This window comes from Vibrio sp. Vb2880 (genome assembly GCF_033337975.1).
GTDB lineage: Bacteria > Pseudomonadota > Gammaproteobacteria > Enterobacterales > Vibrionaceae > Vibrio > Vibrio alginolyticus.
Genome location: NZ_JAWORT010000026.1, coordinates 42,941 through 66,332, shown reverse-complemented (window position 1 = coordinate 66,332; position 23,392 = coordinate 42,941). Strand labels below are relative to the sequence as shown.

Genomic DNA, 23,392 nt, shown 5'->3' with positions numbered 1-23,392 from the left:
AGTTGGTTAGAATACCGGCCTGTCACGCCGGGGGTCGCGGGTTCGAGTCCCGTCCACTCCGCCACTTATATTAAGCCTCAGTCGAAAGACTGGGGCTTTTTTCGTTTATATGGCTGATATACGCACATATTAGCTATTATTACAGTACCTATCTAATCTCTATTCTAACTACGAATTCGCTATCATGTATTACGTGAATGATATACGTGCTCATATTAATATTGGTTGGCTAATACCACTCGCAGTCCATGACAGGTTATTCTAGCTTGTTATAACACTCGATAATTTCGTTTAAATTTTTGTAGAATAACTACTTATCGAAAGTTTTATTCTTGGTCCCAAGCATTTTTCCTGCGCAACAACACTGTGATTGTTATAAATCGTCTATCTAGCAAATTGGCTGAGGCAACCTTTCTTCTTGTTAGTCTTCGTCTAAGTCACGATAGTTTTAACAATTATCTGGTACTTTTTATTCTAAAGGTGTACGCTTCACATCGAATATTTTTTCGACAGTAAATCATGTTATATCTCTTGTTTAAAAGCTTTGTAAGAAGGCTGAACTCCATGCAAAAAACGCGATGAAGTGTTGCTCGGAGTCTTAAATTAATCTTCATCAGGTGTTTTATGTGTGGGTAGCTTCGCTGAAGTTATACGCAGGAGCTTGTACACCTGATAAAAGAGAAGAGATGGCCGGTGATATTTCATCATCGGCCTTTTTGTATCTGTTAAGCAGCTACAAAGCATTACCCAGTATTGAAATAAGGGCCGGTATTGATCACCGGCCCTTTTTTATTTGGTTGAAAACATGAGTATTTTACAAGTTAAAAATTTGTCTTATCAGATAGCTGATAAGACGTTATACAACAACGTGACCTTTCGTATTAACGTGGGAGAGAAAATAGGTATCACCGGAGCGAATGGTGTTGGAAAAAGCACCTTATTGAAACTGCTTTTCGGTGAATTATCTGCAGATAAGGGCTGCATTGAATGGTTACCAAACCTTGAGGTGGGGTATTTAGAACAACATTTTAAGATCGATAATGTGCTGACAGTTCATGAGTGTTTAAAGGGCTCTTTTGAGAGTTTATACGCTGCAGAGCAAAAGCTTTGGACTTTGTATCATGCGATGACCGAGTCTCACTCTACATCTCTTTTAAGCCAAGTCGCTCGGCTACAGGCATATTTAGAAGATGAAGACTTCTATGCAATTAATACCAAAATTGAACGAGTTGCTGTAGGTCTTGGTATTTATCAATTTGGCTTAGATACACCGCTTGTCTCGCTAAGTGGCGGTCAAAGACACAAAGTCCTTTTAGGCAGGTTGTTACTTCGCAACCCCGATGTGTTAATTCTTGATGAGCCGACAAACTATCTTGATGCTCCGCACATTGAATGGCTAGTCACGTTTCTCAATGATTACATTGGCACCGTTTTACTGGTTTCTCATGATGTTGATTTCCTTAATCAAGTAGCGACCAGTATTTGTGATATTGATTATCAAACGGTTCGAAAATACAGCGGCACTTATGTCAAAGCAATGCAGCAAAAGCATCACGATGGTGCTTTGATAGAAAAGCAATATAAGGCTCAGCAAAATGAAATTCGAAAGTTAGAGCAATTTATTGCCAAAAATGGCGCTGGAGTTAACGCGAGTCTTGCTAAAGGGCGTAAGAAAAAACTGGATAAAATCGAACGTATTCAACTGAATAATGTAGAGAAAGTATCGATGTTTGACTTTGCTTACCAGCCCATTGGGCAACCGAATGTGATTGACGCAAAAGCGTTGATGATCGGTTATCAGCAGCCTCTGCTTCCAGTATTTGATATCACGTTAGCGCGCGGGGAAAAGTTGGTTGTTGCTGGCTTTAACGGCGTGGGTAAGTCGACCTTACTTAAAACCCTGATGGGGGAGATCGAGCCACTCTCTGGTGAGGTGGTATTGGCAAAAGGTGCAATGATTGGTTATTTTTCTCAAGATTTGTCTTGGCGCCATCCTCAGAACACGCCTGAACAGGAGCTGTGCTCTTGTGCGCCAACAATCTCAAGCAAAGAGTCACGCAAGCTATTAGCTCGCTTTGAGATCTCGGGGGATAAGACGCAGCGCCACTTAGATACATTGAGCGGTGGTGAGCAAACTCGGGTGAAACTGTGTTGTTTATCGGTTCAGAAATGCAATGTTTTGCTGTTGGACGAACCAACAACACATTTGGATAGCAGCAGTAAAAATGCGCTTAAAGAGGCTCTCCAGCGCTTTTCCGGTAGCGTGATTGTGGTATCTCATGAGAAGGCATTTTTGCAATCTTGGCCTGATAGAGTTTTAGATATTTCGTTGCTCACTTGTGCTGAATCGGAAACAGAACAGGAGGTGGAGCTATGATGCAGTCCATGATCCTATTTCTCGTTGCTTTTCTTGTTGGTGCTGATGAGTTGATGCTTGGATCTATTCTTGAACCTATCGGAAATGATTTAAGTGTTCAACCGAGTCAGGTGACCTTATTTATTACGGCATATAGTTTAGCCATAGCAACTTTCGCTCCTTACTTGGGCCGTTTATCAGACCGAGTTGGGCGTATTCGAATCATGGTGCCTGCTTGCTTTGTATTTGGGGTTGCGTCTATTACGACGGGCATAGTTCATGATTTTGAACTTGCTATTGCAACTCGAGTGATCACTGGTATTGCAAGTGCAGGCATGTTGCCAATTGCATTCGCGTTAGCGGGAGACGCGAAGGGTAATAGAGCGATGCGTCAAATTGTGATGGTTCAGGCGGGATTAACGCTAGGTATGATAACCAGCCCGGCGATCGGAGCATTGTTGACCCAGCTTTTATCATGGCGTGCCGCTTTTATTATTTTGGGCGTTGCGGCTCTTCTTGTCAGTGCTATGAGCGTAGTGTTCATGAATGACCAGCATGATGAGTCCCAAATGTCAGATGCTCTGCCACCTATCACAGACGTCATTCATGTTCCTGGCGCGTTGAGGGCGATTTTAGCGATGTGTTTAGGTTTAGGGGGAGGTATTGGTGTATTTAACCTGATAGGCCTTCATATTCGAGATACCAGCGATTTGGCGCTCGGTTGGGTGGGCGCTATTTATGCAGCTCTAGGGATCGTGAGTGTGGTTGGAAATATGTGCGTGGCGAGAGCTTCTCGCTGGCTTGGTAGCTCTCGAGCCGTTATGCGAGTGGCCTTAATGGTGTGCATACCTTGTAGTGCATGGGTGTTCTCAAATGAGATGAGTACGGTGACCGCTTATCTTCCAGCTCTAGTGCTCTGGTCTCTCGCTGGAGGGGTTGGTTCTCCGGCATTACAAGCACATATAGCAAGCTTATCTGATGAATATCGAGGTGTGCTGATGTCTTCTGGAATGAGTATGATGCACTTTGGTGTCGCGACTTGGTCTGCCTTGGCGGGCTTCGCGTATTCTGTAGGTAATGAATGGGTCGCTTTCGTGGTTTCGCTATTGTTTGGCTCAGCGGTGGTTATCTTAAAGCCAGTTGGTAATACTGCACAAAGTGAGCGTTATTCGTAGTGTTTTAGTAGATAAAGAAAAGCCGTTACCTAAAAAGGTAACGGCTTGTTCCAAATACTTTTTGAAAGCCGGTCTTAGTTCATGCCGTATTTCTTAAGTTTCTTGCGAAGAGTACCGCGGTTGATACCCATCATAGTTGCTGCGCGAGTTTGGTTACCGCGAGTGTACTGCATGATAGTATCTAGTAGTGGCTGTTCAACTTCAGCTAGAACTAATTCGTATAGTTCTGTTACTTCCTGGCCGTTTAGTTGAGCAAGGTAGTTTTTAAGAGACGCTTTAACAGAGTCACGTAAAGGCTTCTGAGTAATCTGGTCTTGTGACGTTACTGTAGTTACTGTTAATGCTTCTGAAGTCAGATTTTGTTCGAACATATTCGGTCTAGCTCTTCTCTTAATTATGATGCAACGTTATCAAAATAACCTTCTAACGCCTCAATTTGCAGCGGAGCTGCGTCGATAGCGTTGAAGGTACGGCGAAACTCACTTGCCTGTTCATGCTCTTTCAGGTACCACCCAACGTGCTTGCGCGCGATACGTGGACCTAAGAACTCCCCATAAAACTCATGCAGAGCATTTACATGACCAAGCATAATGGTTTTCACTTCCTCAGTTGGAAGTTCCTCCATTGTGGTGCCGTTTTCCAAATAGTGATGGATTTCCTGGAAAATCCAAGGACGACCCTGGGCAGGGCGTCCAATCATTAAAGCGTCCGCACCGGTGTACTCCAGTACAAATTTGGCTTTCTCCGGGCTATCGATATCACCGTTCGCGATAACCGGAATTGAAATCGCCTCTTTTACCGCTTTAATGCTGTCATATTCGGCCTCACCTTTGTACATACATGCTTTCGTTCTGCCATGCAGAGCAAGAGCTTGTATGCCGCAGTTTTCGGCTAATTTAGCGATCTGGACACAGTTCTTGTTGTCTGTATCCCAGCCAGTTCGAGTCTTTAACGTTACAGGAACGTCCACTGCATTCACGACCGCTTTCAAAATCTCTTCGATAATGTTTGGGTATTGAAGCAGAGCAGAGCCCGCTAGCTTCTTATTCACTTTTTTTGCCGGGCAGCCCATGTTGATGTCGATGATTTGTGCACCGTTCTCAACACTGAATTGAGCTGCGTCCGCCATAAGCTGTGGATCGGAACCCGCAATCTGTACAGAGCGAATGCCCGATTCGCCCTCGTGTACCATGCGCTGTTTCGACTTTGACGTTCCCCATAGTTTTGGGTTAGCAGACATCATTTCACTGACGGCCATTCCCGCACCATAGCGAAGACACAACTCGCGAAACGGTCTATCCGTTACACCAGCCATAGGGGCTACGATTAGATTGTTCTTAAGTTGATAGTTTCCGATTTTCAAAACGTCATCACAGTTCTGTACCAGCAAGGGCGCGCATTTTACGCATTTTTTCACTGCGTGAAAAGACTAATATTTGAGCATTTACAAATTGTTTTTGTAAATTGTATGAATTTCAAACAATTAGCTCTGAAAACCTTGTCTAGCCTTGCTTACGACCAGAGATGCGACACCATTCACTTTGCTCAACAATTGGGTCAATGTGAAGCTCGTCACGGTAATAGTTCGCAACATCTTCAGCTTGAGTGTCTAATACGCCGGACATAGCGAGGTCGCCATTTGGCTTAACTAGCCCTTTGATAATAGGTGCAAGTTCACGTAAAGGTCCTGCAAGGATGTTGGCCACAACGACGTCAGCGACGAGACCTTCAGGTTGATTTTGCGGTAAGTAAACTTCTAGCTTGTCTGCAACGCCATTACGCTCAGCATTGTCTTTTGAAGCAAGCAGGGCTTGCGGATCAATGTCGATCCCTATCACTTTTTCAGCGCCCAGTTTGATCGCTGCGATCGCAAGAATACCTGAGCCACAACCGAAGTCGATAACGGTCTTACCGCTTAAGTCCATGCTTTCTAGCCACTCAAGACAAAGTGCTGTTGTAGGGTGAGTACCCGTACCGAATGCAAGGCCTGGATCCAACATAACATTAACAGCGTCAGGATCTGGAATGTCGCGCCAGCTTGGACAAATCCATAAGCGTTCACCAAATTTCATTGGGTGGAAGTTTTCCATCCATTCGCGTTCCCAGTCTTTATCTTCAAGCTGTTCTACTTTGTAAGCAAAATTGTCAGCCAGCATATTGCTCGCTTTAATTTGGTCGATGATGAAGTTAGTGTCTGCTTCTGCATCATACAGTGCCAGAATATCAGTATCGCCCCATAAGCGAGTTTCGCCAGGTAGAGGTTCGAATACAGGTGTATCCTGCGCGTCTAAGAATGTAACAGACAGCGCGCCAGTCTCTTCCATTAGCATATCGCCGATTTGCTCAGCGTTTTCATTGGTCGCGTTGAGTTTGATTTGAATCCAAGGCATTGGTTTTTGCTCTTAAAGTGAATGAAGTGGCGCAGAGTTTACCAGAACTCTACGATTTGTTTGAGTATATACCCAAATAAGCCGATTTATATGTTGAGCCGTTCGCGTACATATAAAACAAAAATGCCCACGGGAGTGGGCATTTTTTAAGACGTTTGCTTAGGCTTATTGTAAGCCAAGCTTCTTCTCTAGGTAGTGGATGTTTGCACCACCGTGTTGGAAGTTTTCGTCATTCATAATGGAGAATTGCAGTGGCACGTTAGTTTTGATGCCTTCGATGATCATCTCACCCAGTGCGTTTTTCATACGTGCAATCGCTACATCACGGTTCTCACCGTAAGTGATCAGTTTACCAATCATTGAATCGTAATGAGGTGGTACTGTGTAGCCTGTGTAGATATGAGACTCCCAACGTACACCCATACCGCCAGGAGCGTGGAAACGCTCGATCTTACCCGGAGATGGTAGGAAGCGCTCAGGGTCTTCTGCGTTGATACGACACTCAATCGCATGGCCACGGATCTTAATATCATCTTGAGTGAATGACAGAGGCTGACCCGCTGCAACACGAAGCTGTTCTTTGATTAGGTCGATGCCAGTAACCATCTCTGTTACTGGGTGCTCTACCTGAATACGAGTGTTCATTTCGATGAAGTAGAACTCACCGTTCTCGTATAGGAATTCAAACGTACCTGCGCCGCGGTAACCGATCTCGATACATGCACGAGTACAGCGTTCACCGATGTACTTACGCATTTCTTCGGTGATACCAGGTGCTGGAGCTTCTTCCACTACTTTTTGGTGACGACGTTGCATTGAACAGTCACGCTCACCAAGGTGGATTGCGCCGCCTTGACCGTCAGCAATAACCTGAACTTCAACGTGACGAGGGTTTTCTAGGAATTTCTCCATGTAAACCATGTCATTGTTGAACGCCGCTTTTGCTTCAGCACGTGTCATTGCAATGGCTTGGATAAGGTCTTTCTCTGCGCGAACAACACGCATACCACGACCGCCGCCGCCGCCAGATGCTTTGATGATTACTGGGTAACCAATGCGCTTAGCAAATGCTTTGTTTTTCTCTTCGTCATTGTCTAGAGGGCCGTCAGAACCCGGTACACAAGGAACGCCTGCTTTCTTCATTGCATTGATAGCAGATACTTTATCGCCCATTAGGCGGATAGTGTCTGCCTTTGGACCAACGAAGATGAAACCACTGCGCTCAACTTGCTCTGCGAAGTCTGCGTTCTCAGACAGGAAGCCGTAACCTGGGTGGATAGCCACAGCACCAGTCACTTCTGCTGCAGAAATGATGCGTGGAATGTTTAGGTAGCTGTCGATACCACGAGCAGGGCCGATACATACGGTTTCGTCTGCGAGTAGTACGTGCTTAAGATCGCGGTCCGCTGTTGAGTGAACAGCGACGGTCTTAATACCTAATTCTTTACAAGCGCGAAGAATACGAAGTGCAATTTCACCTCGGTTCGCGATGACTACTTTGTCTAGCATAAGGCAAGCCCCGCTTATTCGATTACAACAAGAGGTTGGTCGAATTCAACTGGTTGGCCGTCTTCAGCTAGGATTGCTGTAACAACGCCAGATTTGTCCGCTTCGATTTGGTTCATCATTTTCATTGCTTCAACAATACATAGAGTATCGCCAGCATTTACTTTCTGACCCACTTCTACGAATGCTTTAGAGTCTGGGCTTGGAGAGCGGTAGAAAGTACCAACCATTGGAGAAAGAACTTGGTGACCTGCAGGTGTTGCTGCTGGAGCTTCTGCTGCTGGCGCTTCCGCTACTGGTGCCGCTGCTACTGGAGCAGGTGCCGCCGCTGGAGCTGCTGCGTAGTGAATTGGTGCTTGAGGGGCTGCAGTGCCATGACGGCTGATGCGCACTGACTCTTCACCTTCAGAGATCTCTAGCTCAGCAATGCCAGACTCTTCAACTAACTCAATTAGCTTCTTGATTTTACGAATATCCATCTTTTCTTTCTCTTTTATCTTGTGATTAAGACAACCCTCGTAGGGTTGCAGAGTGTTAGGGTTACTTTGCCTGTAGCTTATTGATCGCTGCAGACAGAGCAAATTCATAACCTTGTGCGCCTAAACCGCAAATCACACCCTCTGCTTTATCTGACAGGTAAGAGTGATGACGGAATGGTTCACGTGCGTGCACATTTGATAAGTGCACCTCAATAAATGGGATGGCGACGCCAAGTAATGCATCTCGCAGCGCCACACTAGTATGAGTGAAAGCCGCTGGATTGATGATGATGAAGTCAATCTTGCCATAGGCAGCGTGAATGGCTTCAATCAGTTCGTACTCACGATTTGATTGTAGGTGTTCCAGTTCTACCCCAGCATTATGGGCTTGCTCTGTAAGAGTATCCACAACTTGAGCTAAGGTACTGTGACCATAGTGTGTCGGTTCGCGCAGACCCAATAGATTAAGATTTGGTCCGTTTAGAACAAGAATCCGTGACTTTGCAGACATTGTGTTGCTATCTTCCCTTATCGTGAGTGGAACGTTTATATTCCCAAATATACGATAGTTCAGCACGATTTTTTTGTTAAAACCGAGCAAATTTTAAAAAATCGACCAAGATTATAGCTAATTCATAGCAATTAGCAGCAATTTACTGGTCTAATCTCCTAATAGCCACTCTCGTTTCTGTAACCAAGTTAACAAAAACAACATAATTGCCATATTTTTTGTGTGGCCAATTTGTGCACTAAAGCAAAAAACCGCCATGAGTGATGGCGGTTTTTAAAGTGCTTTTAAAACAGTTGGTTGAATTTATGCCAATTCTGCTTTCTCTGCGATAAGTTTATCTACAACGCTCGGATCGGCAAGCGTTGATGTGTCTCCGAGGTTGCTAGTATCACCCGTTGCAATTTTACGCAGGATTCGACGCATGATCTTACCAGAACGAGTCTTCGGTAAGGAATCCGTCCAGTGCAGTACATCTGGTGTTGCAATTGGACCAATTTCTTTACGCACCCAATCTTTCACTTCTTTGTGTAGCTCTGCTGACGGGAATTCACCATCGTTCAAGGTAATGTAAGCGTAGATAGCTTGGCCTTTGATATCATGCGGAATGCCCACAATAGCGGCCTCAGCAATTTTATGATGTGCGACAAGAGCCGATTCTATTTCAGCGGTACCCATGCGGTGACCCGACACGTTTAGTACGTCATCAACACGGCCCGTGATCCAGTAGTAACCGTCTTCGTCACGACGAGCTCCATCACTAGTAAAGTACATTCCCTTGAAGGTTGAGAAGTAGGTCTGTTCAAAGCGCTCGTGGTCGCCATAAACAGTGCGCATCTGACCTGGCCATGAATCAAGGATCACCAAGTTACCTTCTGCTGCGGTTTCTTCAATGATGTTGCCCATGTTGTCAACCAGTGCAGGTTGGACTCCGAAGAATGGTCGAGTTGCTGAGCCTGGTTTTAAGTCTGTTGCACCTGGTAGTGGTGCAATTAAGATACCGCCGGTCTCTGTTTGCCACCAAGTATCAACGATAGGCGAGCTCTCGTTACCAATCGTTTTGTAGTACCACTCCCACGCTTCAGGGTTGATAGGCTCACCTACTGAACCCATCACACGTAAGCTTGAACGAGATGTCCCTGCTACCGCTTCGTTACCTTTTGCCATTAGTGCACGAATAGCGGTTGGCGCAGTGTAGAGAATGTTCACTTGGTGCTTATCAACCACTTCACTCATCCGAGCCGTGCTTGGGTAGTTTGGAACACCTTCAAACAGAATGGTTTTGGCCCCGTTCGCTAGTGGACCATAAATTAGGTAAGTATGGCCTGTAATCCAGCCCACATCCGCGGTACACCAGAAGGTTTCACCTGGTTGATAATCGAAGACATATTTAAAGGTCATTGCCGCGTAGACGAGGTAACCGCCTGTAGTATGTAGTACGCCTTTAGGTTTACCTGTCGAGCCAGATGTGTAGAGGATGAACAGCGGGTCTTCGGCTTTCATCTCTTCTGGTGGGCAAACGTCAGAAACGTTGGCTGTTGCTTCGTGCCACCAAACATCACGGTGTTCATGCCATTCAACATCACCACCTGTACGTTTAAGCACGACGACTTTATTGATGGTTTTTACGTCTGGGTTGGTTAGTGCTTCATCCACGTTCTTTTTCAGTGGAACAGCGCGTCCGCCACGTACGCCTTCGTCTGCGGTGATCACGACTTTAGCGTCAGAGTCGATGATACGGCCGGATAGTGCTTCTGGTGAGAAACCGCCAAATACTACGGTGTGAACCGCACCAATACGGGTACAAGCGAGCATAGCCACAGCGGCTTCTGGCACCATTGGCATGTATAGACACACCACGTCTCCCTTGCGTACGCCTTGCTCTTTCAATGCGTTGGAGAATTTACACACTTCTTTGTGCAGTTCGTTGAAAGTGAGTGTTTTGTCGTCGGCTGGATCATCGCCTTCCCAAATGATGGCGACGTCGTCCCCGTGTTCTGCAAGATGACGGTCAATACAGTTAGCCGAGACGTTCAGTGTGCCATCTTCAAACCAGCGAATATCAACATGGCCAGTGTCGAAAGAAGTGCTTTTTACTTTGGTGAAAGGTTTGATCCAATCAACGATTTTGCCGTGTTCGTTCCAGAAGCCCTCTGGATCGGTTACCGACTGCTGATACATGGCTAAGTAAGTATCATTATCCGCGTGTGTATGAGTTTTAATATTTTCTTTTACCGGATAAACGTGGGCTTCGCTCATGGCTTCTCTCCTTGTGCCTTATTTCTCGGCCTTACACCAATCTAGATAAGATTTTGAATATATTTTTGTAGGGCTGTTTTTTGGTTCTAAATAACTTGGTCGTGGTAATGACGACGTTGTGCTTATAACTGTCAGTCACCGCGCGTATTTCCACAATTAGACTTTAGGATGAGAGTGATGGAAGCGCCGGGAAATCGCTGAAACAAAAGTATTTCTGGGAGCTAGGTCAACTGATTTTTATGTATACGGCGCGGTTAGGTTGGGTAAATCGCCTTTCGTTAAGCGGACAAAGACCAAAGCGGCAGAAATCGCGTCTTGCAAGGCGTCGTGTTTGTCTTGGATAGGAAGTTCGAGGTGTTTACAAATGGCATCCAGACTTAAGTCGAAGTAGGCATTCGGCAAATGTCGTTCCAACTTATCGTGATAAATCTGACTGACCTCGATGAGTGGGTTAGGAAGTGGGAAGCCAAGTTGCCGCAGACAAGCAAGGTCTAAGATCTTTTTATCGTAACGAATGTGATAGCCCACAAGTGGTCGGTTGCCGATAAAGTCGAGCAGCTCGAGCAGCGCCTCTTTTTCACTGATGCCATCGACTAAGTCTTGGTGGCGAATTCGATGGATCTTGACCGAGCCAGAGTCGAGCGATTGTGGCGCGCGTAAGCGGACTTCAAATGGTTGACTGGTGATGATGCGGTTGTCGATGATCTTGGTGGCTGCAATAGTCACCAGCTCGGCACGATTTGGGTCAAGGCTGGTGGTTTCGCAGTCAAGAGAGACGTATTCTGTTTTATCTGGCGTGCAAAACAGCGACTGATAAGGCGAGCCTTTCAATTTGTAGTACCAGTATTTGCGTTGTAACCAGTTCATTGCTTACGCCTCTGTGATTTATGAAAATCAGGGTTAATCACGAATTTGATAATGGAAGCCTAAAAATTGCTTAAATTTCTTCACCACATGTAAGCTGTGGCGAAGCAAATCACGCTCAGTTCTATCCAGTTGTTTAATATCAATGTTATTCAACGCTTCTTGCTTTTTGAGTTGCTGATTAAGGCGAAGTTTAAAGAACAATTTCAGTGCTTCGTTGAGATTATCTGCTGTTTCGGGTTCTAAGATGCGCTTATTTCTCAGAGCTTCAATGCGTTCAAACGTGTTCTTCTCTTCAATGGCATATTCCAAAGACAAGGTGCGAATGCCGTGTACAATTGGGAAAATACCGCCGCGTTTAATATCCAATCCGTCTTTAGCACTTTTTACGTTGCCAAATAGAGTTAGGGGCACCGAAAACTGCAAGGCAGGGCGAGTAAAGTCAGACAGTATCAACATGCGATCTTTCATTGTGTCACGAAGATGCGCCGCAATTGGAGCCAGCAGATCGCAATTCCCAGCAACAGCATGGGCGTCACTGAAAATGGCTAAGTCCATGATTTGTTCTGGTTCGGCTTTAGCTATCCAGTGGTTTAGGGTGCTTATCCATTCTTGCTGTGTTTTGACCCACTTTGGGTTGTTAACCATCACTTTGCCAGGGCAAAGTGGATAACCGAGCTGTTGTAGGGTGTGTGTGAAGGATTGCATCACTTGTTCGCAATGAGGCCATTCCAGACCATCTTGAATAATCAGGGCATTGTCTTGATCGGTTTTGAGAATTTGCTCTCCTCGGCCTTCAGAGCCGAGTACGATCAAGCAACAATGGTCGTGCAAGGCTGGTGGTATCACTAACTCGAACGCTTTCTCGATAATTTGCTCGTTTACGGCTGAGATAAGCTCCATGATGAAGCGAGTGCGGATGCCGTTTTTCAATAAGCTCTCGACCAATTGACGTTGGCGGTTTGAGGCCAAAGCGAGCTCTTCCACGCTGCTTGCTCGAGCAATACTGAGCGTTAACACGTGAGAGTGGGTTGAAAACGCGCTGAGAATTTGGGTCATATCCAGCATGCCGACGGCTCGGTTGCCTTCACATACCATGAGGCGTTTCATTCTATTTCTGGTCATTGTGATCATGGCGTTGAATAGAAAGTCACCATCATCAACGTGATAAACAGGAAAGCTCGCGATCTCACCCACTGGTGTGTCGAGCGCGCAACCATCTATCATCACAGAATGCAGCATATTAGTACGAGTTACTATTGCGTACGGGTGGGCTGATGGCCATTTTTCCAATCGTGGATCATCGCCATGGAGTTGAACCAATGCAGCGTCAATCCCATTTTCTTTTAAGGAACGTGTTACCTCGTTAATTGGTGTATTTGGTTCGAGGATCATCGGTGGGTGATAAATGCTGCGGTCAACTTTAGTGAGAATAAACTCCGCTAAGTTTTGCTGTTGATGGGCCGCTTCGATGAGCTCTTGCCGTTTCGATAAATTGTTATCGAAATAGGCTGCAAACTGGCCATTTTCGTTGTAAAGGGCAAGGAAAATTTCTTTCGGCAGTAGGTAAGAGAGCGTGTCCTCAAGCGCGATGTAGTGATGACGTACCTTGTCTTCAAGTAACGAGCGTACATCGAACATATCGTCGTTGGCATAATGTGCGAACACTTCCTGTTGATCGTTGGAGCGCTCTTCTACCGCGCCTTTGATCAGAATATGTAAGTGGGGGTTCTTCTGTCCGCAGGATAAAATAACATCTCGAGCTCGATAGTAGGCGACGTCCAGAGACGATCGCAGTCGCGTTTGTTGTGCTTCAGTTAAGCGATCGAACGGTGGAGATTGCATGTTAAATTTGTCAGGCATGAGAACACCCAATAATGATGGAAGGAACACTCTCTAAGTCTGACAAATTTCTTACCGGAAGCCAGACGACTTTGGTCTAAATTACGATGTTTTCGCTTGAAGATGCCAAATGTCGCAAAGTTAGTATTCCATCGAGGAAACGATAAGTTTCTTATTCTTCCCTTTTTATAATACGCATGGCGATCCATAATTCCCGGCTCGAACGTTGGTGTTCCCGTTTTAGGATATTAGTAATGTTGAAACCTTCTCCGTATGGCTGGATTTCCCAGTACTTTCTCGGATTCTTCTTTGCGTATGGCGTGTATCTGCCATTTTGGTCACTTTGGTTTAAGGATCAGGGCGTATCTTCGACAGATATCGGTTTGCTGGTCGGGTTAGGCCTTGCGACACGTTGTGTTGCCAATATCGTGATCACCCCACGAGTACACAAAGTCGAACATCTTATGCCTGCTTTACGTTGGTTGAGTTTCGCTGCCCTCCTTTTTGTTGGATTTCACTTTTTTACGGGTGGTAGCTTTTGGTTAATGGCACTAGCGACAGTGTTGTTCAATCTTTGTTGTGGACCGATTATTCCGTTGTCGGACGCGATGGCAAATTACTACGCTCGCCTGAAAATGCTCGATTATGGCCGCACGCGGCTATGGGGTTCGATCGCCTTTATCGCAGGCTCGACGGCAGTGGGCTACCTGGTGGCTGAATTTGGCTCCGATATGATCTTGTACACTGCGATGTTCGGCGTGTTTATCTCGTTGCTGTTTGCTATGCGACCGACTAACCCAATGCCTGTAACGCACGGTGGGCAAAGCGCAGAACGTCCAAAGCTGACCGCTCTTTTGACCGACAAGCCGATACTAAAATTCTTAGTGTTGGTGTCACTAATTCAGGGCAGTCATGCGGCTTACTACGGCTTTAGTGCGATTCACTGGAAGGCTGCTGGTCACTCGGAAGATGTCATTGGCTACTTATGGAGCTTGGGGGTGGCCGCAGAAGTGGCAGTGTTTGCACTGAGTAAGCGTTTATTCGTAGGTTGGTCAATACGCGCGCTGTTTATTGCTGCTGCCGTTGGTGTAATGATGCGTTGGGGTATTACGGCGTCGACAACATCAATTATTGCTTTGGTGATTGTTCAACTATTGCATGGTGTGACTTTCGCTACCGCACACATTGCCGCGATCCAATATATCCAAAACTCCGAAGAAAATAAGATCGTAGCGTTGCAAGCGTTGTATAACGCGATTCCGTTGGGCGCATTTATCGCGTTAATGACCGTATTGAGTGGCTGGGGTTATGAGCACTGGGGACCGCTTGTGTTCTGGGGCATGGCCGCGATGGGGTTATTGGCTCTGTTCATCAAGCTTGATTCGCAAGACCCACATCAGGTGGTTGATGTATCAGACAAGCCACTTGAAACACAGAATTAGACTTATGTAACAAAGGTTAAAAACTAAGCTTTGTCTCCTTTATCAAAGCAGTGTTAAATGAAACCTCTCCCTCATGGAGAGGTTTTTTTATTCTCTTGCTTTAAAAGTAGCAAGAAAGGCAAGAAAGGATATCGGATGCAAGGATGGCTGGTGGTTCCCGTTTCTTTAGCGTATTTGGGAGCTTTATTTATCATCGCGTGGTACGGCGACATTCAGAAAAGGTGGCTAGCGCGCTGGCGGCCTTGGATTTATAGCCTTTCCATTGCGGTGTACTGTACATCATGGACCTTCTACGGCACGGTCGGGCAGGCCAGCAGTAATCCTTGGTCTTTCTTGCCCATCTATATTGCTCCCATTTTAGTGTTTACCATCGGATGGCGCGTTTTAGCTCGGCTTATTTTGATTGCTAAACGGGAACACATCACGTCGATTGCTGACTTTATCGGAGCACGCTACGGTAAATCCCAAGGTTTGGCCGTGGTTGTTACGCTCATAGCGGTTGCGGGAATTTTGCCGTACATCGCTTTACAGCTGCGTGGTATCACTATGGGGCTTGAAATTATTGCACCAGAGCTGGCTACTGATTTTGGTTATCAAAACGATAGCGTGTCGTGGTTTGTTGTGGTCGCATTGGCGATTTTTACGATGCTATTCGGTACCCGCCACATTGATAACACGGAACACCATCGTGGGATGATGATGGCAATTGCCTTCGAATCCATTATCAAACTGCTGGCTTTTTTAGTGGTCGGTGTCTTCATTGTTTGGTTGGCGATGAACACCGAGAGTTTGAGCTTACTTGATGTTGCCGCGCAGACGTATCAGTCACCAAATATCCCGACTATATTGATTCATACTGTACTGACCATGCTGGCGATCGTTTGCCTTCCGCGACAATTCCATACGATGGTGGTGGAAAATGAACGTGCTCAAGATTTGCACGTGGCTCGTTGGTTGTTCCCCATTTATCTGATCTTAATGGGGATTTTTGTTTTACCTATTGCGTGGGTAGGGCAAGGCCTCTTGAGTGGCGCTTCGCCTGATACTTATGTCATCAGTGTGCCGATGTCGGTCGGGGCGAGTGAAATCGCCTTGCTTGCGTTTCTAGGCGGTACTTCAGCGGCAAGCGGCATGGTTATCGTATCGACGATTGCCTTAGCGATCATGGTCTCGAATGACTTGGTTATGCCATTGCTATTGCGTCGCATGCGACTGACGCAGCGTAACCACCACCATTTTTCTGAATTATTACTGCGGATCCGCCGTGGTTTGATTTTAGTTTTGTTGATTGGCGCGTGGTGTTTCTATCAAGCGTTGGACACCATTCATTCACTTTCTGCTATCGGCTTTCTCTCGTTCGCGGCTATCACGCAATTCGCTCCTGCGCTGGTTGGCGGTATGTATTGGCGTCAAGGGAATAAGAAAGGTGTGTATGTTGGCCTCGCGGTGGGTTTTGCTACCTGGTTGATTACGTTAATGAGCCAAACAGACATGCTTGCCGGAGACGCCAGTAATAACTTCCTGATCTGGTTGATTACACCACCAGAGGTATTGGCTAGTTTTGATATCGCGATTTCAGATTGGGGGATGATCCTCAGCGTGGTCGCTAATGCAGTGTGTTTTGTTGTGGTTTCTATGGCTACCCGACCAAGCCTAAGTGAGCGCTTACAATCGGCATCATTCGTTGGTACACCGTTGCCTGAAAGCGAAAATATGAGTCTGTACCAGAGCCGCGTTACGGTTGCAGAACTGGAAATGCTAGCGTCCAGATTTGTAGGACGAACGCGAGTTAAAGCGGCGTTTCAAGCCTACTGGAGCCAGCAACGAGAAGAGTTAATGCCGAATCAACAAGCGCCATCTTCTCTGATTCGGCATACGGAGCGTGTGCTAGCAGGGGTATTTGGAGCATCTTCTGCTAAGTTAGTACTTACTTCCGCTCTGCAAGGAAGAAACATGCAGCTTGAAGAGGTGGCGACTATCGTCGATGAAGCCTCTGAACTGTACGATTTTAGTCGGGGTTTACTCCAAGGCGCGATTGAGCATATTGGACAAGGTATTGCGGTCGTCGATAAGCAACTACGCTTGGTAGCGTGGAACCAACGCTATTTAGAACTCTTTGAATTTCCGCCAGGCCTGATTCAAGTAGGTCGACCGATTGCGGATGTGATTCGGCACAATGCAGAGCAGGGGTTGTGTGGCCCTGGTGACCCTGATGACCACGTTCGTCGCCGTGTTTATCACCTTGAGCAAGGAACTCGGCACACCTCTTCTCGGGTTCGTCCCGATGGTCGCGTGATAGAGGTGCAAGGTAACCCAATGCCAGGTGGTGGCTTTGTGATGAGCTTTACCGACATCACCGTATTCCGTGATGCAGAGCAAGCACTGAAAGACGCCAACGAGACATTGGAAGAAAGGGTACGTCTACGGACTCGAGAATTAGAACAACTTAACAAGCAGCTGGTGGAAGCGACGCAGCGCTCGGATTTGGAATCGAAGTCCAAATCACGGTTCTTGGCGGCAGTAAGCCATGACTTGATGCAACCGCTCAACGCGGCGCGTCTATTTGCATCTTCACTATCGGAAGTCGCCAAAGACAGCGAAGCCAAAAAGCTGTCAGCACACATTGAAAGTGCTTTAGAGGCTGCCGAAGACTTAATTGGAGATTTGCTGGATATCTCGCGTTTGGAATCGGGCAAGTTGGAAGTCAACGTGCATGGCTTTGCGTTAAATGATGTGTTATCGAATTTGAATGCTGAGTTTAGTGCGTTAGCCAAACAGCAAGGTATAGAGTTCACCATGATTCCGTCCTCACTCATGGTTAAGTCGGATCCCAAACTGCTGCGCCGTGTGGTGCAAAACTTCCTGACCAATGCGTTTCGTTATAACCCGAATGGCAAAGTCGCACTCGGTGTTCGCCGCGTGAAAGGGCGAGTGCGTATTGATGTATGGGATAATGGAGTGGGGATTGAAGAAGAGAAGCAGCAAGAGATTTTTGAAGAGTTTAATCGCGGAACTCAAGTTCGTTCCGACCAAGGCCTCGGACTTGGTTTGGCGATTTCGAAAGGAATTGCTCAGGTACTTGGGCATGAAATTTCGATGCGCTCTTGGGTTGGAAAAGGCAGTGTTTTTTCCATCACCCTAGATAAAGCTGATCATGTTCAGCCTCATCCAGTTCACGTGGCAATGAGTAAGCAATCTGAACTTGGTCATCTGAGAATCCTATGTGTCGATAATGAGCCTGACATTCTAGTCGGCATGGAAAACTTACTTTCCCGATGGGGCTGCGATACACGAGTTGCGATTGATTTAGTTGAAAGTCTACAAGCGCTTGAGGATGGTTGGGTTCCGGATGTAATTTTCTCCGATTACCGACTTGATGATGGTCGTACTGGTTTAGAAGTGCTACAGCAATGCCGCCTGAGATTAGGCCACAGCTTTGAAGGCGTCATCATCAGTGCAGATCGTACCGAAGATATGCTTGATGGCATCAAAGCAAATGGGTTCAGCTTTATTGCTAAGCCAGTTAAGCCGCTTAAGCTGCGTTCGGTGCTCAATCGAGTCGCTTAGGATTGGAGTGTTTGAAAAATCGCTATAAAAGAGACCTCCGAATGGAGGTCTCGATATTTGTAATCTTAGTTTATAGGCTGAGTTTGCCGTTTATTCTGCTACGCCGCCTTGGGTCAGTTTGGCTGGATTAAGCAATCGCTCTAGTGTGGCTCTATCCAAATCAGTTTCTTCTTCCGCGACATCAATAATCGCGCGCCCCTGTTTGTAGGCTTTTTTCGCGACTTCTGCCGCTTTTAGGTAACCAATGACCGGGTTGAGAGCCGTGACCAAAATTGGGTTTTTGGCGAGTGCTACATCCAAGTTATCTTGGCGAACTTCAAACGTCGCAATGGCTTTGTCAGCTAAAGCGGTTGCGCTGTTAGAGAGTAACTCGATGCTCTCCAATACGTTATGAGCAATAACTGGCAGCATGACGTTAAGCTGGAAGTTGCCCGCTTGGCCTGCGACGGTAATGGTGGTGTCATTACCAATGACTTGCGCTGATGCCATCGCTGCGGCTTCTGGGATCACAGGATTTACTTTGCCAGGCATGATGGAAGAACCCGGTTGCAAGCCTTGTAATTCAATCTCACCTAAACCAGCCAATGGGCCTGAATTCATCCAACGAAGATCGTTTGCGATCTTCATGATCGCAACTGCTGCTGTTTTGAGCTGTCCCGACAGAGCGACGATCGCATCTTGACTGCTTAAATTGAAAAAGAAATTATCACTGGCCGTGAACTGAATACGAGTTGACTGGGTTAGGTTGCTAGCGAATAAGTCTGCAAAGCGTGGATCGGCATTGATCCCCGTTCCAACCGCCGTACCACCTTGGGCTAAGGCTTTTACAGCAGGAAGTGCTTGTTCAATCGCTTGTTTTGCGTGCTCGATTTGGAACTGCCAACCGCCAAGTTCTTGAGCAAAGGTAATTGGCATCGCGTCCATTAAGTGGGTGCGACCGGTTTTTACAACATCTTTCAATGCTTGCTGTTTAGACTCTAGTGTTTGGCTGAGGTGTGACAGTGCCGGGAAGAGCTGTTTTTCAATGGCTAATGCTGCGCTAACTTGAATGGCCGTCGGTACCACATCGTTGCTGCTTTGCCCCATGTTGACGTGATCATTAGGGCTGACAGTGCCGCCTAGATGCTGGGAGGCCAGTGTTGCAATCACTTCATTCGCATTCATATTTGAGCTAGTGCCTGATCCCGTTTGGAACACGTCAATTGGGAATTGCTCAATATGATTGCCTTCGATAATTGCTTGAGCTGCGTCAGCGATCGCGTTGGCAATATCTCCCTCAAGCAGCCCTAGCTGTGCGTTGGTGAGTGCCGCAGTCTGCTTGATGTGTGCTAACGCTTTGATAAAACCAGATGGCATTTTATGTTGACTGAATGAGAAGTTATCGACGGCGCGTTGAGTCTGGGCTTGGTAGAGAGCATCTGCAGGGACCGTTACTTCGCCCATACTGTCAGTTTCTATGCGGAATTCGGTGCTCATGGTAGGGATCCTTTTGGTTAATCGAGTGAGATTTGAATCAGGCGTAATTGTTGTTGTAGTGCGAGAAATTTCACGTCGCCTTGTTCAAACTGGTAGTAATAGCGTTTGAGGCAAAATAATGGCGTATGGATAGAATCGAGACAGACACGACGGAAGATACGACTGCGAGTTGAGTCTTGAATTGCGTCTAGTAAATGGAAATAAACCTGACGTAAAAACAGCTCACACAACAATAGATTTTCTTCATCGGCATCGTGTTCATAACAAGAAGACAACACCATTCCCCAATGAATATAGTCATGAATCACGTCTGGCTCAAAGCCATGTGGTGCGGCGAGAAGGAATCTATCTTGGGCTTTAAAAAATGCGTTAAAGATGTCCCGTTTGTTGTCCATAACCACCTCTCATTAAATGTAATGATAATTATTATCAATTAAGTTGTGGGTTGGCAACCCTTTTTAGAGTAAGAGGTTGTTGAAGAAAGACTTACGGAAACAAAAGCCGACGCAAAGGCGTCGGCTGAGTAGGAATTCATTTATGCTGAGTGAAACTAAGTCGCTGTCGTTTGAATACCGGTGAATTAGCTTGTCGCCGTTATTCAGTAAATAAGGTTTCGTACTTCACAAATGCGGTTTGCGTTTCACCATAATACAGTGTGCCGCCTGATTGAATGACGACTCTTAACCAGCTTTCTGCAGATGCAGGCTTTGGTAAGGTGATGTACCAGCTTTGGCCTGCTTGATCGGCGGGCTTCATATCAATCGGTTGAGCGTTTTTCTCTTTGTCACTCACAATAGAAACTTTAACACCTTCGAGTGGGTAAGCGGCGTTGAGTGACAATTCTAAGTTATTTTTAGTGAGTTTTTCCGAGCGAAATTTCACTTTAAAATCGCCATTTTCCATATCACACAGACCACTGGTGTAACGACAATTAGACTTACTCGCGAGTTTGTAAGTTTCCCCTTCTTGCGCCGCGTGGGGCTTCTCGCTGAGGGCCATATCGGTACCGAAGTAAGCGATCAAAGAGAGAACTGGCGCAATCAGTAGAGCGAGAATAAAGTGCTTGTTTTTGAACATCTTGGCTTCCTTGCAACGACATACTGCGAATATGGTAACTGAAAAGTGAGAATAAAAAAGCCCCGGACGGCTGGTTCCAAACGGGGCTTTTGTGGTTTTGATTAGTTTTTAGTGATCCACTGCACTACCAGCACCTACTGGCACGCGAACGTGTTCGACTAGGTCTTTTACTTCTTGTGGCGTTTCTGCTGTTACTTTGGAGACAGCGAATGCGACGATGAAGTTAAATAGTGCGCCAATAGCACCAAACGCGTTTGGCTCAATACCCAGGAACCAGTTTGTTCCCCAACTTTCTAGATATTTCCAATCAGCAACGAAAAGAATGCCTTTGTGTTGGAATACGTAGAACAGCGTAATACTGATACCCGCAATCATACCGGCGATTGCGCCTTCTTTGTTGATGCTCTTGCTGAAGATGCCCATCATCAATGCAGGGAAGATGGATGAAGCGGCAAGACCAAAGGCGAGTGCTACCGTACCTGCGGCAAATCCAGGCGGATTTAAACCGAGATAGCCTGCGGCTGCTATCGCTACTGCCATTGATATTCGACTAGCAAGTAGCTCTTTTTTCTCGGATATGTTCGGATTGATAACCCCTTTGATTAAGTCATGGGAAATAGCTGAAGAAATGGCGAGTAGTAAACCTGCTGCGGTAGATAGTGCAGCTGCAAGGCCACCTGCTGCCACAAGTGCAATCACCCAGTTTGGTAGTTTAGCGATCTCTGGGTTAGCCAATACCATGATGTCGTTATCAACGCGCAGTTCGTTGGTGGACGCATCTGAAGTGTATTGGATATTGCCATCGCCATTTTTATCGTCAAAACCGAGTAGTCCAGTTGTTTCCCAGTTTTTGAACCACGCAGGACGCTCGTCATACGCTAGGTGCTGACCCGGAGCTGGATTTACCGTATTCATTAGGTTGAGACGAGCCATCGCTGATACCGCTGGTGCTGTAGTGTAAAGGATTGCGATGAAGATCAGAGCCCAGCCTGCTGATGTACGTGCGTCGCGAACCTTCGGCACGGTAAAGAAACGGATAATTACGTGTGGTAGACCGGCAGTACCAATCATCAGTGACATGGTGTAGACAAACATATTAAGTGTGTCGCCACGTACTTGGGTCGTGTATTCACTGAACCCGAGTTCGGTCACCACTTGGTCAAGCCGATCGAGTAGATAGACATCGGTACCAGCCATGGTACTCCCCAGACCAATTTGTGGGATTGGGTTACCAGTGAGTTGCAGAGAGATAAAGATTGCAGGGATAGTGTAAGCAAGAATGAGTACGCAATATTGAGCAATCTGCGTGTAAGTGATGCCTTTCATGCCGCCAAGAACCGCGTACATGAAAACGATACACATACCAATTAATAGGCCAGTGGAGTAGTCCACTTCTAAGAAGCGACCAAACGCAACACCTACGCCTTTCATCTGACCGATAACATAAGTCACTGATGCGATGATAAGACAAACAACCGCTACGATACGTGCGGTATTGGAGTAAAAGCGTTCACCAACAAACTCTGGCACCGTAAACTTCCCAAATTTGCGTAGGTAAGGTGCTAGCAACAGCGCAAGCAGAACGTAACCACCAGTCCAACCCATTAGAAATACTGAGCCGCCATAGCCCATGAAGGCAATTAAGCCTGCCATTGAGATAAACGACGCTGCGGACATCCAATCGGCTGCGGTTGCCATACCGTTTGCAATCGGGTTTACACCGCCACCAGCGACATAAAACTCTTTGGTTGAGCCGGCGCGAGCCCAAATAGCAATCCCGATGTACAGGATGAACGTGGCGCCAACGACCAGGTAGGTAATAGTTTTCAAATCCATCTGAGTGACTCCTTATTCGTCCACGCCGAATTCACGGTCAATTTGGCGCATCTTCCATGCGTAATAGAAAATAATTCCTAGGAAGGCATAGATGGAGCCTTGTTGAGCAAACCAGAAACCGAGTTTGTAACCGCCTAGTTGAAATTGATTTAGTACGTCGACAAATAAGATGCCGCAGCCGAAAGACACGACGAACCAGATGACCATTAGGCCGATCATGAGCTTCACGTTTTTGTCCCAATAGGCTTTGGCTCTTTCTTCGCTTTCAAATGCCATTGCCGTCTCCTTACGATTGGTATTGTTGTTAATGAAATGTTTCAATATGTACATTAGCAAGGTGTTGGCAATAACTCTTTTCAACTTTAGTCGGGGTGTTAAAAATGAAGAATCCCCATGCTATGGGCTTTTGCAGCGAACAAAGGGGTAAAATGTTATGTTAATAAACTGTTAAGTTAGCCAAAGGTCTAAAGGTTGATTGGATAAACAAGCATGATTAAGACTGGCCATTAATCTTTTCTTCATTGAACTTGGAGATGCTGTGTAAATATTGGTGGTGATCTTGTGGCTCTTAAAGAGAGAAGGCGTAGATAAGAAAGCTCTCAAGTAATTTATTTA

At 46.3% G+C, this 23,392-nt stretch carries 18 protein-coding genes; 4 read left to right on the top strand and 14 right to left on the bottom strand.

What is annotated here, in order from left to right; genetic code table 11:
• Positions 1–805: 805 nt before the first annotated feature.
• Together R7M92_RS21430 and R7M92_RS21425 are read left to right on the top strand one after the other, a co-directional pair.
• On the top strand, positions 806–2,377 hold the full coding sequence (locus R7M92_RS21430; protein ID WP_167415507.1) for an ABC-F family ATP-binding cassette domain-containing protein: 1,572 nt from the start codon (positions 806–808) through the stop codon (positions 2,375–2,377).
• The gene (locus R7M92_RS21425; protein ID WP_318134256.1) at positions 2,374–3,531 is read left to right on the top strand and encodes an MFS transporter; all 1,158 of its coding nucleotides are present in this window, start codon (positions 2,374–2,376) and stop codon (positions 3,529–3,531) included. The genes R7M92_RS21430 and R7M92_RS21425 overlap by 4 nt, the downstream gene beginning before the upstream one ends.
• A gap of 74 nt (positions 3,532–3,605) precedes the next feature.
• Here the strand turns inward: R7M92_RS21425 and fis are convergent, their stop codons facing one another.
• The 9 genes from fis to R7M92_RS21380 all read right to left on the bottom strand — a co-directional run bounded on the left by fis (position 3,606) and on the right by R7M92_RS21380 (position 13,400).
• Positions 3,606–3,902, bottom strand: coding sequence for a DNA-binding transcriptional regulator Fis (gene fis, locus R7M92_RS21420; RefSeq protein ID WP_000462885.1), 297 nt, complete (start codon positions 3,900–3,902; stop codon positions 3,606–3,608).
• A 23-nt stretch (positions 3,903–3,925) separates the two neighbouring features.
• A complete protein-coding gene (gene dusB, locus R7M92_RS21415) occupies positions 3,926–4,894 on the bottom strand; it encodes a tRNA dihydrouridine synthase DusB (protein WP_005382505.1) in 969 nt (322 codons plus the stop codon).
• A gap of 139 nt (positions 4,895–5,033) precedes the next feature.
• The gene (gene prmA, locus R7M92_RS21410) at positions 5,034–5,921 is read right to left on the bottom strand and encodes a 50S ribosomal protein L11 methyltransferase (protein WP_005382507.1); all 888 of its coding nucleotides are present in this window, start codon (positions 5,919–5,921) and stop codon (positions 5,034–5,036) included.
• A 165-nt stretch (positions 5,922–6,086) separates the two neighbouring features.
• Positions 6,087–7,430, bottom strand: a complete 1,344-nt coding sequence (gene accC, locus R7M92_RS21405; protein WP_005382509.1) for an acetyl-CoA carboxylase biotin carboxylase subunit — start codon at positions 7,428–7,430, stop codon at positions 6,087–6,089.
• A 14-nt stretch (positions 7,431–7,444) separates the two neighbouring features.
• The gene (accB, locus tag R7M92_RS21400) at positions 7,445–7,906 is read right to left on the bottom strand and encodes an acetyl-CoA carboxylase biotin carboxyl carrier protein (RefSeq protein WP_005386355.1); all 462 of its coding nucleotides are present in this window, start codon (positions 7,904–7,906) and stop codon (positions 7,445–7,447) included.
• A 61-nt stretch (positions 7,907–7,967) separates the two neighbouring features.
• Positions 7,968–8,417, bottom strand: a complete 450-nt coding sequence (aroQ, locus tag R7M92_RS21395) for a type II 3-dehydroquinate dehydratase (RefSeq protein ID WP_005382360.1) — start codon at positions 8,415–8,417, stop codon at positions 7,968–7,970.
• A gap of 303 nt (positions 8,418–8,720) precedes the next feature.
• The gene (gene acs / locus R7M92_RS21390) at positions 8,721–10,673 is read right to left on the bottom strand and encodes an acetate--CoA ligase (RefSeq protein ID WP_005386359.1); all 1,953 of its coding nucleotides are present in this window, start codon (positions 10,671–10,673) and stop codon (positions 8,721–8,723) included.
• Between the two features lie 237 nt (positions 10,674–10,910).
• Entirely contained in the window at positions 10,911–11,540 is a 630-nt protein-coding gene (locus R7M92_RS21385) for a 3'-5' exonuclease (protein ID WP_025768818.1), read from the bottom strand.
• A 33-nt stretch (positions 11,541–11,573) separates the two neighbouring features.
• On the bottom strand, positions 11,574–13,400 hold the full coding sequence (locus tag R7M92_RS21380) for a DUF294 nucleotidyltransferase-like domain-containing protein (protein WP_225474168.1): 1,827 nt from the start codon (positions 13,398–13,400) through the stop codon (positions 11,574–11,576).
• 233 nt (positions 13,401–13,633) lie between these two features.
• Here R7M92_RS21380 and R7M92_RS21375 point away from each other — a divergent pair, with 233 nt between their 5' ends.
• Together R7M92_RS21375 and R7M92_RS21370 are read left to right on the top strand one after the other, a co-directional pair.
• Entirely contained in the window at positions 13,634–14,821 is a 1,188-nt protein-coding gene (locus R7M92_RS21375; RefSeq protein ID WP_005382367.1) for a 3-phenylpropionate MFS transporter, read from the top strand.
• A gap of 135 nt (positions 14,822–14,956) precedes the next feature.
• The gene (locus R7M92_RS21370; RefSeq protein ID WP_225474169.1) at positions 14,957–18,388 is read left to right on the top strand and encodes a PAS-domain containing protein; all 3,432 of its coding nucleotides are present in this window, start codon (positions 14,957–14,959) and stop codon (positions 18,386–18,388) included.
• Between the two features lie 90 nt (positions 18,389–18,478).
• Here R7M92_RS21370 and R7M92_RS21365 read toward each other — a convergent pair whose 3' ends face one another.
• The 5 genes from R7M92_RS21365 to R7M92_RS21345 form a co-directional block, all read right to left on the bottom strand.
• Positions 18,479–19,864, bottom strand: a complete 1,386-nt coding sequence (locus R7M92_RS21365) for a class II fumarate hydratase (protein ID WP_017635560.1) — start codon at positions 19,862–19,864, stop codon at positions 18,479–18,481.
• A 17-nt stretch (positions 19,865–19,881) separates the two neighbouring features.
• Entirely contained in the window at positions 19,882–20,259 is a 378-nt protein-coding gene (locus R7M92_RS21360; protein ID WP_005382370.1) for a hypothetical protein, read from the bottom strand.
• A 199-nt stretch (positions 20,260–20,458) separates the two neighbouring features.
• A complete protein-coding gene (locus R7M92_RS21355) occupies positions 20,459–20,941 on the bottom strand; it encodes a hypothetical protein (protein WP_005382371.1) in 483 nt (160 codons plus the stop codon).
• Between the two features lie 108 nt (positions 20,942–21,049).
• Complete coding sequence (locus R7M92_RS21350; protein ID WP_005382372.1) at positions 21,050–22,777, bottom strand: sodium:solute symporter family protein; 1,728 nt, start codon at positions 22,775–22,777, stop codon at positions 21,050–21,052.
• A gap of 12 nt (positions 22,778–22,789) precedes the next feature.
• Positions 22,790–23,053, bottom strand: a complete 264-nt coding sequence (locus R7M92_RS21345; RefSeq protein ID WP_005382373.1) for a DUF4212 domain-containing protein — start codon at positions 23,051–23,053, stop codon at positions 22,790–22,792.
• Positions 23,054–23,392 lie beyond the last annotated feature (339 nt).

What these genes read in the sequence shown, in the direction of transcription:
- R7M92_RS21380 (WP_225474168.1), bottom strand. Translation starts at nt 13,400, where the DNA reads ATGCCTGACAAATTTAACATGCAATCTCCACCGTTCGATCGCTTAACT.
- R7M92_RS21365 (WP_017635560.1), bottom strand. Translation starts at nt 19,864, where the DNA reads ATGAGCACCGAATTCCGCATAGAAACTGACAGTATGGGCGAAGTAACG.
- R7M92_RS21375 (WP_005382367.1), top strand. Translation starts at nt 13,634, where the DNA reads ATGTTGAAACCTTCTCCGTATGGCTGGATTTCCCAGTACTTTCTCGGA.
- accC (WP_005382509.1), bottom strand. Translation starts at nt 7,430, where the DNA reads ATGCTAGACAAAGTAGTCATCGCGAACCGAGGTGAAATTGCACTTCGT.
- R7M92_RS21370 (WP_225474169.1), top strand. Translation starts at nt 14,957, where the DNA reads ATGCAAGGATGGCTGGTGGTTCCCGTTTCTTTAGCGTATTTGGGAGCT.
- accB (WP_005386355.1), bottom strand. Translation starts at nt 7,906, where the DNA reads ATGGATATTCGTAAAATCAAGAAGCTAATTGAGTTAGTTGAAGAGTCT.
- prmA (WP_005382507.1), bottom strand. Translation starts at nt 5,921, where the DNA reads ATGCCTTGGATTCAAATCAAACTCAACGCGACCAATGAAAACGCTGAG.
- R7M92_RS21350 (WP_005382372.1), bottom strand. Translation starts at nt 22,777, where the DNA reads ATGGATTTGAAAACTATTACCTACCTGGTCGTTGGCGCCACGTTCATC.
- R7M92_RS21425 (WP_318134256.1), top strand. Translation starts at nt 2,374, where the DNA reads ATGATGCAGTCCATGATCCTATTTCTCGTTGCTTTTCTTGTTGGTGCT.
- aroQ (WP_005382360.1), bottom strand. Translation starts at nt 8,417, where the DNA reads ATGTCTGCAAAGTCACGGATTCTTGTTCTAAACGGACCAAATCTTAAT.
- R7M92_RS21355 (WP_005382371.1), bottom strand. Translation starts at nt 20,941, where the DNA reads ATGTTCAAAAACAAGCACTTTATTCTCGCTCTACTGATTGCGCCAGTT.
- R7M92_RS21430 (WP_167415507.1), top strand. Translation starts at nt 806, where the DNA reads ATGAGTATTTTACAAGTTAAAAATTTGTCTTATCAGATAGCTGATAAG.
- fis (WP_000462885.1), bottom strand. Translation starts at nt 3,902, where the DNA reads ATGTTCGAACAAAATCTGACTTCAGAAGCATTAACAGTAACTACAGTA.
- R7M92_RS21360 (WP_005382370.1), bottom strand. Translation starts at nt 20,259, where the DNA reads ATGGACAACAAACGGGACATCTTTAACGCATTTTTTAAAGCCCAAGAT.
- acs (WP_005386359.1), bottom strand. Translation starts at nt 10,673, where the DNA reads ATGAGCGAAGCCCACGTTTATCCGGTAAAAGAAAATATTAAAACTCAT.
- R7M92_RS21345 (WP_005382373.1), bottom strand. Translation starts at nt 23,053, where the DNA reads ATGGCATTTGAAAGCGAAGAAAGAGCCAAAGCCTATTGGGACAAAAAC.
- R7M92_RS21385 (WP_025768818.1), bottom strand. Translation starts at nt 11,540, where the DNA reads ATGAACTGGTTACAACGCAAATACTGGTACTACAAATTGAAAGGCTCG.